The organism is Aminobacter niigataensis (assembly GCF_014200015.1).
Taxonomy (GTDB): Bacteria; Pseudomonadota; Alphaproteobacteria; order Rhizobiales; family Rhizobiaceae; genus Aminobacter; species Aminobacter niigataensis.
Genome location: NZ_JACHOT010000001.1, coordinates 610,684 through 624,731, shown reverse-complemented (window position 1 = coordinate 624,731; position 14,048 = coordinate 610,684). Strand labels below are relative to the sequence as shown.

Annotated in this window: 19 protein-coding genes; 16 read left to right on the top strand and 3 right to left on the bottom strand. The window is 62.8% G+C overall.

Annotated elements, in window-relative coordinates; genetic code table 11:
- Positions 1-158 precede the first annotated feature (158 nt).
- A complete protein-coding gene (locus GGQ99_RS03120; RefSeq protein ID WP_183260597.1) occupies positions 159-857 on the top strand; it encodes a corrinoid protein in 699 nt (232 codons plus the stop codon).
- A 70-nt stretch (positions 858-927) separates the two neighbouring features.
- Here the strand turns inward: GGQ99_RS03120 and GGQ99_RS03115 are convergent, their stop codons facing one another.
- Positions 928-1,062 (bottom strand): entericidin EcnAB, encoded by a 135-nt coding sequence (locus tag GGQ99_RS03115; RefSeq protein ID WP_183260595.1) that lies wholly within the window; start codon positions 1,060-1,062, stop codon positions 928-930.
- A 63-nt stretch (positions 1,063-1,125) separates the two neighbouring features.
- Here GGQ99_RS03115 and GGQ99_RS03110 point away from each other — a divergent pair, with 63 nt between their 5' ends.
- The 12 genes from GGQ99_RS03110 to GGQ99_RS03055 all read left to right on the top strand — a co-directional run bounded on the left by GGQ99_RS03110 (position 1,126) and on the right by GGQ99_RS03055 (position 10,595).
- Positions 1,126-1,764 carry a DUF1638 domain-containing protein gene (locus GGQ99_RS03110; protein WP_183260593.1) on the top strand — a complete coding sequence of 213 codons (639 nt, stop codon included), beginning with the start codon at positions 1,126-1,128 and terminating at the stop codon, positions 1,762-1,764.
- Positions 1,765-1,812: 48 nt separating this feature from the next.
- Positions 1,813-2,388: a DUF4893 domain-containing protein gene (locus tag GGQ99_RS03105; RefSeq protein ID WP_108607796.1), complete on the top strand. Its 576-nt coding sequence runs from the start codon at positions 1,813-1,815 to the stop codon at positions 2,386-2,388.
- A gap of 126 nt (positions 2,389-2,514) precedes the next feature.
- On the top strand, positions 2,515-3,174 hold the full coding sequence (locus GGQ99_RS03100; protein WP_108607795.1) for an exopolysaccharide biosynthesis protein: 660 nt from the start codon (positions 2,515-2,517) through the stop codon (positions 3,172-3,174).
- A 6-nt stretch (positions 3,175-3,180) separates the two neighbouring features.
- A complete protein-coding gene (locus GGQ99_RS03095) occupies positions 3,181-3,948 on the top strand; it encodes a formyl transferase (protein ID WP_183260591.1) in 768 nt (255 codons plus the stop codon).
- Positions 3,949-4,083: 135 nt separating this feature from the next.
- A complete protein-coding gene (locus GGQ99_RS03090; RefSeq protein WP_108609854.1) occupies positions 4,084-4,386 on the top strand; it encodes a virulence factor in 303 nt (100 codons plus the stop codon).
- Positions 4,379-4,963, top strand: coding sequence for a methylenetetrahydrofolate reductase C-terminal domain-containing protein (locus GGQ99_RS03085; RefSeq protein ID WP_108607793.1), 585 nt, complete (start codon positions 4,379-4,381; stop codon positions 4,961-4,963). The genes GGQ99_RS03090 and GGQ99_RS03085 overlap by 8 nt, the downstream gene beginning before the upstream one ends.
- Complete coding sequence (locus GGQ99_RS03080) at positions 4,960-6,060, top strand: methylenetetrahydrofolate reductase (protein WP_108607792.1); 1,101 nt, start codon at positions 4,960-4,962, stop codon at positions 6,058-6,060. Before GGQ99_RS03085 ends, GGQ99_RS03080 begins: the two co-directional genes overlap by 4 nt.
- A gap of 78 nt (positions 6,061-6,138) precedes the next feature.
- Complete coding sequence (locus GGQ99_RS03075; protein ID WP_183260590.1) at positions 6,139-7,107, top strand: methyltetrahydrofolate cobalamin methyltransferase; 969 nt, start codon at positions 6,139-6,141, stop codon at positions 7,105-7,107.
- Between the two features lie 174 nt (positions 7,108-7,281).
- Positions 7,282-9,390: an ASKHA domain-containing protein gene (locus tag GGQ99_RS03070; RefSeq protein WP_183260588.1), complete on the top strand. Its 2,109-nt coding sequence runs from the start codon at positions 7,282-7,284 to the stop codon at positions 9,388-9,390.
- A 228-nt stretch (positions 9,391-9,618) separates the two neighbouring features.
- The gene (locus GGQ99_RS03065) at positions 9,619-9,798 is read left to right on the top strand and encodes a hypothetical protein (RefSeq protein WP_108607789.1); all 180 of its coding nucleotides are present in this window, start codon (positions 9,619-9,621) and stop codon (positions 9,796-9,798) included.
- A 163-nt stretch (positions 9,799-9,961) separates the two neighbouring features.
- A complete protein-coding gene (locus GGQ99_RS03060) occupies positions 9,962-10,264 on the top strand; it encodes a hypothetical protein (protein WP_183260587.1) in 303 nt (100 codons plus the stop codon).
- 148 nt (positions 10,265-10,412) lie between these two features.
- Positions 10,413-10,595 (top strand): hypothetical protein, encoded by a 183-nt coding sequence (locus GGQ99_RS03055; RefSeq protein ID WP_183260585.1) that lies wholly within the window; start codon positions 10,413-10,415, stop codon positions 10,593-10,595.
- Between the two features lie 3 nt (positions 10,596-10,598).
- Here GGQ99_RS03055 and GGQ99_RS03050 read toward each other — a convergent pair whose 3' ends face one another.
- Entirely contained in the window at positions 10,599-11,498 is a 900-nt protein-coding gene (locus tag GGQ99_RS03050; protein ID WP_108607786.1) for a LysR substrate-binding domain-containing protein, read from the bottom strand.
- Between the two features lie 228 nt (positions 11,499-11,726).
- On the opposite strand from GGQ99_RS03050, the gene GGQ99_RS03045 reads away from it, so the two are divergent.
- The 3 genes from GGQ99_RS03045 (at position 11,727) to GGQ99_RS03035 (ending at position 13,632) form a co-directional block, all read left to right on the top strand.
- On the top strand, positions 11,727-11,906 hold the full coding sequence (locus tag GGQ99_RS03045; RefSeq protein WP_108607785.1) for a hypothetical protein: 180 nt from the start codon (positions 11,727-11,729) through the stop codon (positions 11,904-11,906).
- A 328-nt stretch (positions 11,907-12,234) separates the two neighbouring features.
- Positions 12,235-12,375, top strand: coding sequence for a hypothetical protein (locus GGQ99_RS03040; RefSeq protein WP_183260583.1), 141 nt, complete (start codon positions 12,235-12,237; stop codon positions 12,373-12,375).
- Positions 12,376-12,693: 318 nt separating this feature from the next.
- The gene (locus tag GGQ99_RS03035; RefSeq protein WP_377864515.1) at positions 12,694-13,632 is read left to right on the top strand and encodes a GlxA family transcriptional regulator; all 939 of its coding nucleotides are present in this window, start codon (positions 12,694-12,696) and stop codon (positions 13,630-13,632) included.
- 7 nt (positions 13,633-13,639) lie between these two features.
- Here GGQ99_RS03035 and GGQ99_RS03030 read toward each other — a convergent pair whose 3' ends face one another.
- Positions 13,640-14,023: a beta/gamma crystallin domain-containing protein gene (locus GGQ99_RS03030; RefSeq protein ID WP_210307727.1), complete on the bottom strand. Its 384-nt coding sequence runs from the start codon at positions 14,021-14,023 to the stop codon at positions 13,640-13,642.
- Positions 14,024-14,048 lie beyond the last annotated feature (25 nt).

Below are 14,048 nucleotides of genomic sequence, written 5' to 3'. Positions count from 1 at the left end.
GCCTGTCGCAAAATCGACAAGCAAGTCGGCAAGTTATCAGTCGCTTTCGTTTTGCAGGAGGTCGCAAATCAGCTATGGATTTGCGGCACTGGCAAGCTACGTATTAGCGCAGTAGCCGCCCGCCGCAATTTGGCGCCGCCCCGAGGGAGCCTCCTGACATGTCCGACGAAGAAATCATCCTGTCCGAGCTTTCCGACGACGAGCTCGTGCAGCAGATGCACGACGATCTCTATGACGGGCTCAAGGAAGAGATCGAGGAAGGCACCAACATCCTGCTCGAACGCGGCTGGGTGCCCTACAAGGTACTCACCGAGGCGCTCGTTGAAGGCATGCGCATCGTCGGCGAGGATTTCCGCGACGGCATCCTGTTCGTTCCCGAGGTGCTGCTTTCGGCAAACGCCATGAAGGCCGGCATGTTCATCCTGCGCCCGCTGCTAGCCGCCACTGGCGCCCCCAAGCAGGGCAAGATGGTCATCGGCACGGTCAAGGGCGACATCCACGACATCGGCAAGAACCTTGTCGGCATGATGATGGAAGGCGCCGGCTTCGACGTCATCGACCTCGGCATCAACAACCCGGTCGAGAACTATCTTAACGCCATCGAGGAACATCAGCCCGACATCATCGGCATGTCGGCGCTTTTGACCACGACCATGCCCTACATGAAAGTCGTCATCGATACGATGAAGGAAAAGGGCATCCGCGACGACTTCGTCGTGCTCGTCGGCGGCGCCCCGCTCAACGAGGAATTCGGCAAGGCCGTCGGTGCCGATGCTTACTGCCGCGACGCGGCGGTGGCCGTCGAGACAGCCAAGGACTACATGAAGCGCAAGCACAATTTGCTCGCTTCCGCCTGATGCAAACAAGGCCGCACCTTGCGGTGCGGCCTCTTCGTGCCGATGTGTAAGATTGATGGGATTCAGTCCCTTATTGGACTGTGTCCTCGATGGCGTTTGCCGTCCCCTTGACGTCCTTGCCGACGCCGCGAATGGTGTTGGCGCAAGAGGCCAGTGCGAGCGCGCAGGCGATGATGGCGATCGGTGCCAGACGTGACAGTTTCATGGACTGGATTCCCTCTCTCTGTAAATTCGCCCTAACGCAACGAAGGCGGCTTCGACTGGTTCCATGGCCACAAAGCAAAAAACGAAACCCGAAATCGAGGACCGGCTGCTGGTCATAGGCTGCGGCATGATTGCGCGCGAGGTGTTGGCGGTCAAGGAGCGGCTGGGGCTCGATCATCTCGAACTGACCTGCCTGCCGGCCGACTTCCATTTTCGCCCCGACCGCATCGCACCCGCCATGGACAAGGCGATCACCGAAGCCAAGGCGGAAGGCTACCGGCACATCTATGTCGGCTACGCCGATTGCGGCACGGGCGGGCTGCTCGACCGGGTCTGCGAAAAGCATAGCGTCGAGCGCATCGTTGGCCCGCACTGCTTTGCCTTCTACCAGGGCGCTGAAGCCTACGCCAAAGTCGGCGACGCCGACATGATGTCGTTCTACATGACCGACTTCCTGTGCCGGCAGTTCGACGCCTTCTTCATCAAGCCGCTCGGGCTCGACCGGCACCCGGAACTGGTGACCGACTACTTCGGCAACTACGAGAAGCTGATCTACCTCGCCCAGACCGATGACCCGGCGCTCGACAAGGTGGCCGAGGACGCAGCCAAGATGCTGGGACTGGTCTACGAGCGGCGCTCTACCGGTTATGGCGACCTGCCCCAGGCTCTTGCCAACGCTGCGTCAGCCGCGGCAGATCATTAAAGCGCCTGATTCCTCCCTTGAGGTTCAGCCACAAGGGGAAGGGTTTTCATGGCTTATCGCAAACTGATGCTCGCTGCCGTCCTGACGGCATCCGCCGGCTTTGCCCATGCTGACGGCGTGGTGCAGAAGCTGATGACGCCTGCCGACAAGGCGCGGCTCGAAAAATACGACGACACCCGGAAAGAGGCATTGCAGGGCGCCAAGACCGGCGCGCCGGCAGATGTGGCCGTGCTCGACCAGATGCTCGCCAAACCGCTGCTGTCCGTTCCCGATTTCGACATGGCCGGCAACTGGCAGTGCCGCACCATCAAGGCCGGTGGCGACGTGCCACTCGTGATCTACGGCTGGTTCAAGTGCAGGGTCAGCGACGATGGCTCGGGCTGGCAGCTGGAAAAGCTGAGCGGCTCGCAGCGCACCAAGGGCCGCTTCTACGATGACGGCGAGAAGCGTTCGATCTATCTCGGCTCGGGCTTTATCGCCGGCGATAGTCCGAAAGCCTATGCCAGCGGCCCGGAAACGGACCAGGTCGGCTATGCTTTCCGCTCGGGCCCGACGGAATGGCGCATCGAGTTTCCGGCGCCGAGATACGAATCCAAGCTGGACATCATCGAATTCCGGCGCTGACATTGCATTCGGGGCGGCGCGGCATCACATGCAGCCTTCCGGTGTCATCAAGGATTAACCTGGCCGTCGCACACTGCGATGGGGATCGGCGCATGAAGATGCTGCCGCAAGTGGGCTGAAGACTGCATGAATAGGCAAAACGACGAATCTGACGCGGGCGAAATCGCTGCTGCGCCGCAGCGGCGTCGCGGACGCAGGCTCTCCGCGATCTTTGCCCAACTCGCCCGCGACGCCAACGGCAACATCTCGATCGGCGACATCAGGGACACATTGGGCAAGCGCAGCTTCGCGCCGCTCCTGGTTCTGTTCGCCGCCTTCAATCTCTTGCCATTGCCGCCAGGCGCTTCGGCCGTGCTTGGCCTGCCCTTGCTGATCGTGGCGGCACAGATGGCCTTTGGCAGCAACCGCGCCTGGCTGCCGAACTTCATCACGCGGCGCTCGCTTTCGGCCGACCAGTTCCGCACCGTCACCGACTGGGTCATTCCCAGGTTGATCCGCCTCGAAGAGGTCGTGCGACCGCGCTACTGGCCGTTCTGGCGCAAGCAGGGCGACCGGGTGATCGGCATCATTGCACTCATTCTGTCGGTGTCGATCACGCTACCGATCCCGCTCGGCAATTGGCTGCCGGCATTTGCCACGGCCCTCCTCGGACTGGCGCTGTCGGAGCGCGACGGCATTCTTTTTGCCGTAGGCAGCGCCGTTGGCGTGGCCTCGCTGGCCGTTGTCGGTGTCGTGGTGGGCGGCGCCGGCTTTGCCACGCATGCCTTCATTGCCTGGCTGGGGTAGCTTTGAATGGGTCGCGGGCCTATCGTCTTCGTCACCGAAGGCGGCGAACATATCTGGGCTATCATCAACAGTTTGACGGACCGCTTCGGGCCATTCACCGTCGTTCTCGAAACGCCCTACGCGAAGCGTGAACTGCTGATCCGCCGGGCCAGGAAGCTCGGCTGGTTCTCCGTCATCGGCCAATTGGGCACGATGGTCCTAATCCGCATCGGAAAAAGGCTCCTCAACGGCAGCATCGAACGCATCATTGCCGAGGAGAAGCTCGAAACCAGGCCGCGTGCCGGTCAGGAAATCGTATCGGTTTCATCTGCCGACGGCCCCGAACTGGCCAAGACGGTACGCCGGCTCGAGCCGGCGGTGGTGTTCCTCGCCGGCTGCAGGCTGCTTTCGGCAAGCACCCTCGCAGGCATCCCCTGCCCGGTCGTCAATTACCATTCCGGCATCAACCCGAAATATCGCGGCATGAATGGCGGATACTGGGCGCTTGCCACGGGCGATCGCGAGAATTTCGGCTCGACCGTGCATCTGGTCGATGCCGGGGTCGACACCGGTGCAGTGCTCTACCAGTCCCGGGGGACACCTGGAAAAGGCGACACCATCGCCAGCTACGCCATGCGCCAAGCCGCGTTCTCCCGCGACATTTGCGCCAAGGCCATCGAAGATGCCTTGAGCGGAACTCTTGCGCCGATCGACACCGGCCTGCCCTCCAGGCAATGGTACCACCCGACCGTCTGGGGCTACCTTTGGACCGGCATCCGCCGCGGCGTCTGGTAGCGCCAAAGCAACTATCCCACCTCTATCTATTACGGCACGACGCCGCGTCGCTTTTGAATGCGCGCGCGTCGTCCCATAACAAGCAGCACCCCCGTGGTTGCGGCAAAGCTCAACGTCACTGAAAGCGAGATCGAAATGGCCGACCTGATCATCGTCTACTGGCGCGACATCCCTGCCCAGGTCATCGTCAAGAAGGGCCGGCAGAACGCCAAGCGCGAATTGCCGCTGCGGTTCACCGAAGCGATCGACATGTGCGCCATGCGCACGGGTGCCGGCGACACCGACGCTTATCTGGCAGAGTGGCGCAAGGCCGATCCGGTTCCGGTCAGCGACGACCTCGAAGCGGAAGCCGACAAGGCGATGGCCGAGATCGATGCGAATTTCACACGCGAGCGGCTGGTCGCTCTCGTCAAGGCAGGCGGCAAGGACGATGGTTGATACCCAGCCGACAGTAACCCAGGCGACTTTGGTCAAGAAGGCCGCGCCCAAGAGCGACTACAAGCCCGCCGATGTGTCGCCACAGCGCCGCGTCCAGCGCAGCTACACGATAAGGCTGTGGTCCATCCGCCATTCGCGCCTGCTCGAATGGTTCTACAGCCGCTTCGCCGACATGTTCCTGCTGCTTCATCCGCTGTGGAAGAAGATCGGCTATGGCCGCGTCGAGGCTCCGATCAAGTTTGTCGAGAAGCGGGTCAAAGGCCTGATGTTCGACTGCCGCATGTGCGGCCAGTGCGTGCTGTCGTCGACCGGCATGTCGTGCCCGATGAACTGCCCCAAGCAACTGCGCAACGGCCCTTGTGGCGGTGTGCGCGCCAACGGCAATTGCGAGGTCGAGCCCGACATGCCCTGCGTCTGGGTCAAGGCCTGGGAAGGTTCGCGCAACATGGTCAAGGGCGACGCCATCCTCAACGTCCAGAAACCGGTCGACCAGTCGCTGCGCGAAACCTCGGCCTGGCTCCGGGTTACGGCGCAAGCGGCAGCCACGCGTGAAACCGCCAGCAAGGAAGTCGCATGAACCCGCCGCGCCCGCGCCAGCCCGACGAGCACCCCGACGGCATCGACCTGCCGCTTGATCGCCTGCCCGGCCATTCGTCGCGTGGCCGCCTGGAGCGCGTACTGCGCCGGGGCGAGTTCGCCGTCACCACCGAGTTGAACCCGCCCGACAGCGCCGACCCCGAAGACGTCTACAACCGTGCCAGGATTTTTGACGGCTGGGTCGACGGCATCAATGCGGTCGACGCGTCGGGTGCCAACTGCCACATGTCGTCGGTCGGCATCTGCGCCCTGCTGACCCGCATGGGCTACGCACCGATCATGCAGATCGCCTGCCGCGACAAGAACCGCATTGCCATACAGGGCGACGTGCTGGGCGCGGCCGCCATGGGCGTCGCCAACATCCTCTGCCTCACCGGCGACGGCGTGCAGGCCGGCGACCAGCCCGGCGCAAAGCCGGTATTCGACCTCGATTCGATGTCGCTGCTCGAAACCGTCCGCATCATGCGCGACAACGGCAAGTTCCTGTCGGGCCGCAAGCTGACGACCCCGCCGCAGCTGTTCCTCGGCGCGGCTGTGAACCCCTTCGCCCCGCCCTATGACTTCAGGCCCGTTCACCTGGGCAAGAAGATCGCCGCGGGCGCGCAATTCGTGCAGAGCCAATATTGCTTCGACGTGCCGATGTTCCGCACCTTCATGCAACAGGTGCGCGATCGCGGCTACGACGAAAAATGTTTCATCCTGGTCGGCGTGGGCCCGCTTGCTTCGGCCAAGACCGCCAAGTGGATTCGATCAAACGTGCCGGGCATCCATATCCCGGACTCGATCATCGCTCGCCTGGAAGGTGCCCAGGACCAGAAGAAGGAAGGCAAGCAGATCTGCATCGACATCATCAACGAGGTGAAGGAGATCGCCGGCGTGTCGGGCATCCATGTGATGGCCTACAGGCAGGAGGAGTATGTTGCCGAGATCGTTGATGAATCGGGTGTGCTGAAGGGCCGCCGGCCGTGGAAACGCGAAGCCCGCGCCGATGACCAACTGGTCGCCGACCGACTTGAGCACCTCCTGCATGACGACGTTACCGAATCACAGGTCGACATGGTGAAGACCGCGCACTGAGACAAGGGCGCGACCGCCGCGCTTGAACGAAAACAGACAACGATATAAAGAAATCTTTATATCCCACGGAGAGGATTCATGACCCGCACCATCGTCGCCTCGGCGACCCGCGAAATCGTCATCGGTTTCGACCAGCCCTTCTGCGTGATCGGCGAACGCATCAACCCGACCGGCCGCAAGAAGCTGGCCGCCGAGATGATCGCCGGCAATTTCGAGACCGTCATCAGGGACGCGCTGGAGCAGGCTGCCTGCGGCGCGACCATGCTCGACATCAACGCCGGTGTCACTTCGGTCAACCCGAACGAGACCGAACCGGGCCTGCTGGTGCAGACGTTGGAGATCGTACAGAACCTCGTTGACCTGCCGCTGGCGATCGACAGCTCGGTATCGGCAGCCATCGAAGCGGCGCTCACAGTCGCCAAGGGCCGCCCGCTGGTCAACTCCGTCACCGGTGAGGAAGAAAAGCTCGAGGCGATCCTGCCGCTGGTCAAGAAATACAACGTGCCCGTCGTTGCCATCTCCAACGACGAGACCGGCATTTCGATGGATCCGGATGTCCGCTTCGCGGTCGCCAAGAAGATCGTCGAGCGTTGCGCCGACTTTGGCATCCCCGCCCATGATGTCGTCGTCGACCCGCTGGTCATGCCGATCGGCGCGCTCGGCGATGCCGGCCGCCAGGTCTTTGCGCTGCTCCGCCGCCTGCGTGAGGAGCTCAAGGTCAACACCACCTGCGGCCTGTCCAACATCTCGTTCGGCCTGCCGCACCGCCATGGCATCAACGCCGCGTTCATTCCGATGGTCATCGGCGCCGGCATGACTTCGGCGATCATGAACCCGGTGCGCCCGCAGGAAATGGAAGCGGTCCGCGGCGCCAATGTGCTCAACGGCACCGACGAGCACTGCACCAACTGGATCAAGACCTACAAGGACTACAAGCCGGCCGAAGGCGGACACGCCGTGGCCGCACCGGTTGCGGTCAATGCGCCAGGCGACGCCGCCGGTGGCCGCCGCCGTGGCGGCCGCGAGGCCCGGATGGCCAGGGGGTAACCAGCCGATCGTGAACAGAAACGCCGCACTTGATCCTGGTCGCGCTCCCACTGCAGGGGAGCCACAGGCCGCGGCGTCTCGGAATTTATCTTCTCCCCGGTTGCGGGGAGAAGATGCCGGCTTGCGGATCGCAGACAGCTCGATCGCCTGGCCGGTGCAGATTGGAGCATTGCCATGAACTCGCCCGCCAACATCACCGATCCGCTGGTGCTCTTCATGCCATCGGGCAAGCGTGGACGGTTTCCGGTGGGAACGCCCATCCTCGATGCCGCACGCCAGCTCGGCGTCTATGTCGAGAGCGTGTGCGGCGGGCGCGCCACCTGCGGCCGCTGCCAGATCGAGGTCCAGGAAGGCAACTTCGCCAAGCACAAGATCGTCTCGTCCAACGACCACATCTCGCCGAAGGGTCCGAAAGAAGAGCGCTACGAGCGCGTGCGCGGCCTGCCCGAGGGGCGTCGCCTGTCCTGCTCGGCCATGATCGTCGGCGACCTCGTCATCGACGTGCCGCAGGACACCGTCATCAACGCCCAGGTCGTGCGCAAGGCCGCCACCGACCGCGTCATCGAACGCAATGCCGCCGTCCAGCTCTGCTATGTCGAGTTGGAAGAGCCCGACATGCACAAGCCGCTCGGCGACCTCGACCGCCTCAAGCTGGCGCTCGAAAAGGACTGGGGCTGGAAAGACCTGCTGGTCGCGCCCCACCTCATCCCCCAGGTCCAGAAGATCCTGCGTACCAAGCTGCCCGACCAGCCGGAAGTCAGCCCGGGCAAATGGGGCGTGACTGCCGTGGTCCACCGCGACATGGATTCGTCGCGGCCTTTCATCATCGGCCTTTTCCCCGGCCTCAAGAACGAGGCCTACGGCATCGCCTGCGATATCGGCTCGACCACCATCGCCATGCACCTGGTGTCGCTGCTGTCAGGCCGCATTGCAGCCTCTTCGGGCACGTCGAACCCGCAGATCCGCTTCGGCGAGGATCTGATGAGCCGCGTCTCCTACGTCATGATGAACCCGGATGGCCGCGAGGCCATGACCAAGGCCGTGCGCGAGGCGGTCAATTCGCTGATCGGCAAGGTCTGTGAAGAGGGCCAAGCCAACCGCGAAGACATCTTCGACTGCGTCTTCGTCGCCAACCCGATCATGCACCACCTGTTCCTCGGCATCGACCCGACCGAACTCGGCCAGGCGCCGTTCGCGCTCGCCGTCTCGGGCGCGCTGCAATTCTGGGCGCATGAAATCGACATCGAGGTCAATCGCGGCGCACGCCTTTACACCTTGCCCTGCATCGCCGGCCATGTCGGCGCCGACGCCGCCGGCGCGACACTCGCCGAAGGACCCTACCGCCAGGACAAGATGATGCTGCTGGTCGATGTCGGCACCAATGCCGAGATCATCCTTGGCAACAGGAACCGGGTCGTTGCCGCATCCTCGCCTACCGGCCCGGCATTCGAAGGCGCCGAAATCTCCTCCGGCCAGCGCGCGGCACCCGGCGCCATCGAGCGCGTGCGCATCGATCCCGAGACGCTGGAACCGAAATACCGCGTCATCGGCACCGACAAGTGGTCCGACGAAGAGGGCTTCGAGGAAGAGTCGTGGACCACCGGCGTCACCGGCATCTGCGGCTCGGCCATCATCGAGGTCGTGGCCGAGATGTACCTGTCCGGTATCATCTCCGAGGACGGCGTCGTCGACGGTACGCTAGCAGCCAAAAGCCCGCGCATCATCCCGAACGGCCGAACCTTCTCCTACCTGCTGCGCGAAGGCCGCCAGGGCGAACCGCGCATCACCGTGACGCAGAACGACATCCGCGCCATTCAATTGGCCAAGGCAGCACTTTATGCCGGCGTGAAGCTGCTGATGGAAAAGCAGGGCATTGAGACCGTCGACACCATCCGTTTCGCCGGCGCCTTCGGGTCCTTCATCGATCCGAAATATGCCATGGTGCTTGGACTGATCCCCGACTGCGTCCTCGACGAGGTCAAGGCAGTCGGCAACGCCGCTGGCACCGGCGCCTTGATGGCGCTGCTCAACCGCGACCATCGCCGCGAGATCGAAAAGGAAGTCGGCCAGATCGAGAAGATCGAGACCGCCCTCGAACCGCATTTCCAGCAGTTGTTCATCAACGCCATGGCCCTGCCCAACAAGGTCGATCCGTTCCCGCGGCTCGCCGAGCAGGTCAAGCTGCCGCCACGCAAGGCGGCCGGTGCGGAGGGCGAGGCCGCGGACGCCTCTCCACGGCGCCGTTCTCGCGAGGAACGCGCGGCTCGCCGGGCCCGCGATTAAGCGAACTGTCATTGCAGTGGCCAGCGGTTTCGGCGGGGATTTGATGCCTCGCCGAAGCGCTTTTATGTTAGCATGCCTGTATCGGGCATGTTTCCATTGCGCAACCATTCCGGCACAATCTTGCGTTGAAACGAAATCGACTCGAAACAAATACGAACTAGTTTCCGCTCGTCAATTGCCGCCTGCGGACGTCCCTGCATCGGCACTCACGATGAAAAGGAGACACCTATGTCGATAATTGGTTCGATAAGTCGCTACGGAGCCGACATCCGAAGGGCGCGGCGGGAAGCAAGATCGCTGCGCCGGCTGAACAGCCTGCCGCCTGAGATCCAGAAGGACATCGGCTGGCCGGCAGGCAGCGATGAGCAGATCAGGGCGCTCCATTCGGCCTTCTTGGCGCGACGTTGAGCCTGTCCGGCATTCCGCTTTGTTTCAGAATCCTCCCATCCTGAAACAGAAATGCGCCTACGCGATATCAAAGTGAAACATAAGCGAACATAAACTTCTGCCCGGTCGGAGGCGTATCAAGTCTCGCGTAGCGCCGCCGACCCGTAGTTCCAGGAGACGCTCCATGTCCATCATCGGTGAGTTCCATCAATTTGGCGCCGTGCTCAGGCATGCCAGTCGCGACGGGCGCGTCGAAAAGATGATGAACGGCCTGCCGCGCGAATTGCAGGTCGAACTCGGCTGGATCGAGGGGCCGTCTCGCCATGGCACGGGCACCGCAGGCCAGCTCCACAAATATGGTCGCGTGGCACTGCTGATGAACAAGCTGCCGCTCGACATCCAGATCGAGCTTGGCTGGCCGGTCGGTCCGCTGGCTTCGATGTCGAACGTGATCGCCTTCGACGGGCGGAAAGCACGTTGCGCGTGACCTTCGCCGAAAAGGTCCACCTGCTGGCCTTCCGCAGTCGCAGCGCCGGCCGGCCTGCCGCGGCCGACCGGCGCTTGCAATGGGCGCTCATGGCGACGCGTCGCGCTGGCTGATCCTCAGAACACCAGGCAAATCGACGGACAGGCACATGCCTCTTTTCGACGACCTCGGCCGCCTCGGTGCCCGCTACAAGCAGGCGCGCAGCGAGCGCAGGACCGCACGCATCATGAATGCGCTGCCGCCCGAGATCCAGCGCGACCTCGACTGGAACCCGCCGCCATCAACGATGGCGAAGGTTTATCGCTGGGCGGTGGTATCGGTCAGGCGCTGAACTTCAAAACTTGCCGGTAAGATTGAAGGTTTCGAATGCCGCGCGGATGTGGTCGGCGGCAGCCTTCACCGGCGCGCTGGCTTCCGGCGCCACGATCATCGCCAGGCTGTAGTTGCCGATCTCCGGCATGCCATCCTTGGGGCCGAGTTCGACGAGTTCATCACCGAGGAAGGATTTCGGCAGCGGCGCAACCGCGAGGTCTGAAAGGATCGCCGCGCGCTGGCCTGCAGTATGCGCGCTCATGTAGGCGACACGGTAGTTGCGTCCCTCGCGGCCCAGCGCCTCCAGCGCCCCTGCCCGCCAGGCACAGCCCTCTTCCCACAGCGACACCGGCAACGGCTCGCGCATATGCGCGCAGCCGCCCTTGGTGCCGGCCCACACGATCGGCTCGGTCAGCAGCACTTCGGCGCCGGAAGCATTGGCCTTGCAGGCGTTGGTGAGCAGCGTGATGTCGAGTGCGCGGTCGTCCATGCGCCGACGCAGATTGCTGCTCTGGTCGATGATGACGTCGACGGCGATCGCAGGATGCGTCTGCGCGAAGCGCTTGAGCACGAATGGCAGCACGCGCTCGCCGAAATCGTCGGGCGATCCCAGCCGCACCACGCCGACGATGTCGGGGATGATGAATTTCGACACCGCCTCGCGATTGATCGCCAGCATGCGACGGGCATAGCCGAGCAGCATCTCGCCATCGGTGGTCAGCGCTACCGAACGGGCGTCGCGGAGGAACACCGAGCGACCGAGAATGTCCTCGAGCTTCTTGATCTGCATCGAAACGGCCGACGGCGTGCGGAACACCGCATTGGCGGCCGTCGTGAAGCTGCCGGTTTCGGCGATCGCCACGAAGGTGCGCAGCACATCGAGGTCGAGCAGTGGCAGAGGATGATTGAGTGGTGCGTTCATGACCGACGTCCTTCAATATTTCTGATCGAACACATCATTTCATTTCGTTTGATTGAACCTCATGTTCGAGCGATAGTCAACTCCATCGAGGCATGGGACATGAGCCCAGCTTCGAGATTGCCCGGAAGAAGAAGCGCAAGAGTGCGCGAGACGGTCAAAAGCAGCGGTGCCCACCGGGCGAGCACCTAAAGCCGGCCTTGAACCGGCCCAAGAGGAAAGGTTACCGCAATGTCCATTCTTTCATCGATCGGTCGTATCGCCAGCGAATTCAACGCAGCCCGCGCCCGCTACCACACCGCACGGTCGGTCCGCTCTCTTCCGCTCGAATTGCAGAAGGACATCGGCTGGCCCGAGGCCTTCGATTCCGAAACCGGCTATCGTCGGGGCAACAGCGGCCAGGTGCACTGAGCGCGACTGAAGTGGGCCTGCCGCACCCGAATCGGCAGGTCCGATAGCGCAGCCGCTTTCCAACCAGCCATGCAATCGCTGCACACCAAATGCGACCTGTATGCATGGCCACCAACCAACGACCCAAACCACTGTAAACATTGAATATTTTCCGACGGCTGACACCTGAGATCGAACCCTTCGGAAACGATGTCGCTTTTGTCGCTCGCCGCTTCGCTTTTGCAGCATACCGGGCCCAGTCCAAGCCCTATATGCGCATCATCAAACGAGCTGCCCCACTCCAGAGCGCGAAGGCACCCCGTGTAACCTCGATGCATGGAGACGTGTCATGAAGATTTTCGCCCGCCTGTTCGGCATCAGCCGCAACGCAACGCTTTCGACGGCGATCGAGCGCCAGCGCCTTGCCAAGACCATGCCCGGCCAGACCGGAGCCTTGGCCGCCAATCGCCTTGGCATGCTCGTCGGCTGAATTCGAACCGATCCGCTCCCTCCCGCGGATCGAGGCCTGACCGCCCTCCGGCCCAAGTCCGGAGCGGCGGTTTTTTCGTAGCTTGTCGCCTCACAAGCGCCACACTGCCGAAAATCAGTCGACGCGGGGTATGCATGTCGCAGATTTAATTTTAGCGACAGCCCCAACCCCATTGACAGCAAGGGAATTTGCTGTTGTCGCTATGCTATTCGCGACATCAGGTTCGCGCCGTTTCCGGTCAGCGTGAGGGTTCCTTTGAACGCCATCAGACATCCGATCAAACGATCGCTTGTGTTCTTCCTCGTACCCGATTTCACCATGGTTGCCTTTGCAACCGCCCTCGACCCGCTACGCATCGCCAATCGCATGCTCGGCTACGAAGCCTACAAATGGCGGCTTGCCAGCATAGACGGCAAGGCGGTGCGCGCTTCCAACAGCGTCGAATGCGCCGTCGACACCTCGCTCGAAGAGGAACGCAAGAAGATGGCCGGGCCCGAGCGCCCCTCGATGGTCATCGTCTGCACCGGCATCAATGTCGAGACCTACACCAACAAGTCGGTCTTCGCCTGGCTGCGCGAGGAATACAATCGCGGCGTCGCCGTCGGCGGCCTGTGCACCGGGGCCTATGTCCTGGCCAATGCCGGCCTGCTCTCCAACAAGCGCTGCGCCATCCATTGGGAAAACCTGCCCGGTTTCTCCGAGGCATTCCCCAAGGCCAATGTCTATGCCGACCTCTTCGAGGTCGACCAGAACATCTACACCTGCGCCGGCGGCACCGCCGCGCTCGACATGATGCTGAAGCTGATCGGCGACGACTTCGACGACAATCTCGTCAACCGCATCTGCGAACAGGTGCTGACCGACCGCGTGCGCAGCCCCACCGACCGCCAGCGCCTGCCGCTGCGTGCGCGCCTCGGCGTGCAGAACTCCAAGGTGCTGACCATCATCGAACTGATGGAGGCGAACCTGTCGGAGCCGCTGTCGCTGATCGAGATCGCCGACCATGTCGGCCTGTCGCGCCGGCAGATCGAACGCCTGTTCCGGACAGAGATGGGCAGATCCCCTGCCCGCTACTATCTCGAGATCAGGCTCGACCGTGCCCGGCACCTGTTGATCCAGTCATCGATGCCGGTGGTCGAGGTCGCAGTCGCCTGCGGCTTCGTCTCGGCCTCGCATTTCTCCAAATGCTACCGCGAGCTCTATGCCCGCTCGCCGCAGCAGGAGCGCCTCGACCGCAAGCAACTGATCGCGGCGTGAGCGGAGCCTACTGGTCGTCGTAACCGCCGTCCTGGTAGTCGTCGTAGCCTTGGTCGTCGCAGATGCACTCGGCCGACGATATCTGGTCGTTCCAGCCGCCGACCGAACGCACATTGCGGAAAAACTCCTGCGATGCGCCGCGCATCCGGGTGTGCTGGTAGACGACGAGCGAACAGCCCGGGGCAACACGCACCGAGGACACCCTGTCGTTCCAGAATTGGCCGTTGCGGAAACTGACGGACTGCCCTGACGCCATTGGCACGACGCGCCCGCGAAACGAGACGTGCTCGTACATCTCGCAGGCCGTTTCGTCCTCATAGTCTTGAGCGCTGGCGGTGCCCACCATCAACACCGAGGCGATGGCTGCAATTGCTGCTTGGCGTTTCACCATTCGAGTATCCTCCCAAACGTCCGTG

Excerpts from the sequence above, each read along its gene's own strand:
- GGQ99_RS03120 (WP_183260597.1), top strand. The coding sequence starts at position 159 with ATGTCCGACGAAGAAATCATCCTGTCCGAGCTTTCCGACGACGAGCTC.
- GGQ99_RS03115 (WP_183260595.1), bottom strand. The coding sequence starts at position 1,062 with ATGAAACTGTCACGTCTGGCACCGATCGCCATCATCGCCTGCGCGCTC.
- GGQ99_RS03110 (WP_183260593.1), top strand. The coding sequence starts at position 1,126 with ATGGCCACAAAGCAAAAAACGAAACCCGAAATCGAGGACCGGCTGCTG.
- GGQ99_RS03105 (WP_108607796.1), top strand. The coding sequence starts at position 1,813 with ATGGCTTATCGCAAACTGATGCTCGCTGCCGTCCTGACGGCATCCGCC.
- GGQ99_RS03100 (WP_108607795.1), top strand. The coding sequence starts at position 2,515 with ATGAATAGGCAAAACGACGAATCTGACGCGGGCGAAATCGCTGCTGCG.
- GGQ99_RS03095 (WP_183260591.1), top strand. The coding sequence starts at position 3,181 with ATGGGTCGCGGGCCTATCGTCTTCGTCACCGAAGGCGGCGAACATATC.
- GGQ99_RS03090 (WP_108609854.1), top strand. The coding sequence starts at position 4,084 with ATGGCCGACCTGATCATCGTCTACTGGCGCGACATCCCTGCCCAGGTC.
- GGQ99_RS03085 (WP_108607793.1), top strand. The coding sequence starts at position 4,379 with ATGGTTGATACCCAGCCGACAGTAACCCAGGCGACTTTGGTCAAGAAG.
- GGQ99_RS03080 (WP_108607792.1), top strand. The coding sequence starts at position 4,960 with ATGAACCCGCCGCGCCCGCGCCAGCCCGACGAGCACCCCGACGGCATC.
- GGQ99_RS03075 (WP_183260590.1), top strand. The coding sequence starts at position 6,139 with ATGACCCGCACCATCGTCGCCTCGGCGACCCGCGAAATCGTCATCGGT.
- GGQ99_RS03070 (WP_183260588.1), top strand. The coding sequence starts at position 7,282 with ATGAACTCGCCCGCCAACATCACCGATCCGCTGGTGCTCTTCATGCCA.
- GGQ99_RS03065 (WP_108607789.1), top strand. The coding sequence starts at position 9,619 with ATGTCGATAATTGGTTCGATAAGTCGCTACGGAGCCGACATCCGAAGG.
- GGQ99_RS03060 (WP_183260587.1), top strand. The coding sequence starts at position 9,962 with ATGTCCATCATCGGTGAGTTCCATCAATTTGGCGCCGTGCTCAGGCAT.
- GGQ99_RS03055 (WP_183260585.1), top strand. The coding sequence starts at position 10,413 with ATGCCTCTTTTCGACGACCTCGGCCGCCTCGGTGCCCGCTACAAGCAG.
- GGQ99_RS03050 (WP_108607786.1), bottom strand. The coding sequence starts at position 11,498 with ATGAACGCACCACTCAATCATCCTCTGCCACTGCTCGACCTCGATGTG.
- GGQ99_RS03045 (WP_108607785.1), top strand. The coding sequence starts at position 11,727 with ATGTCCATTCTTTCATCGATCGGTCGTATCGCCAGCGAATTCAACGCA.
- GGQ99_RS03040 (WP_183260583.1), top strand. The coding sequence starts at position 12,235 with ATGAAGATTTTCGCCCGCCTGTTCGGCATCAGCCGCAACGCAACGCTT.
- GGQ99_RS03035 (WP_377864515.1), top strand. The coding sequence starts at position 12,694 with ATGGTTGCCTTTGCAACCGCCCTCGACCCGCTACGCATCGCCAATCGC.
- GGQ99_RS03030 (WP_210307727.1), bottom strand. The coding sequence starts at position 14,023 with ATGGTGAAACGCCAAGCAGCAATTGCAGCCATCGCCTCGGTGTTGATG.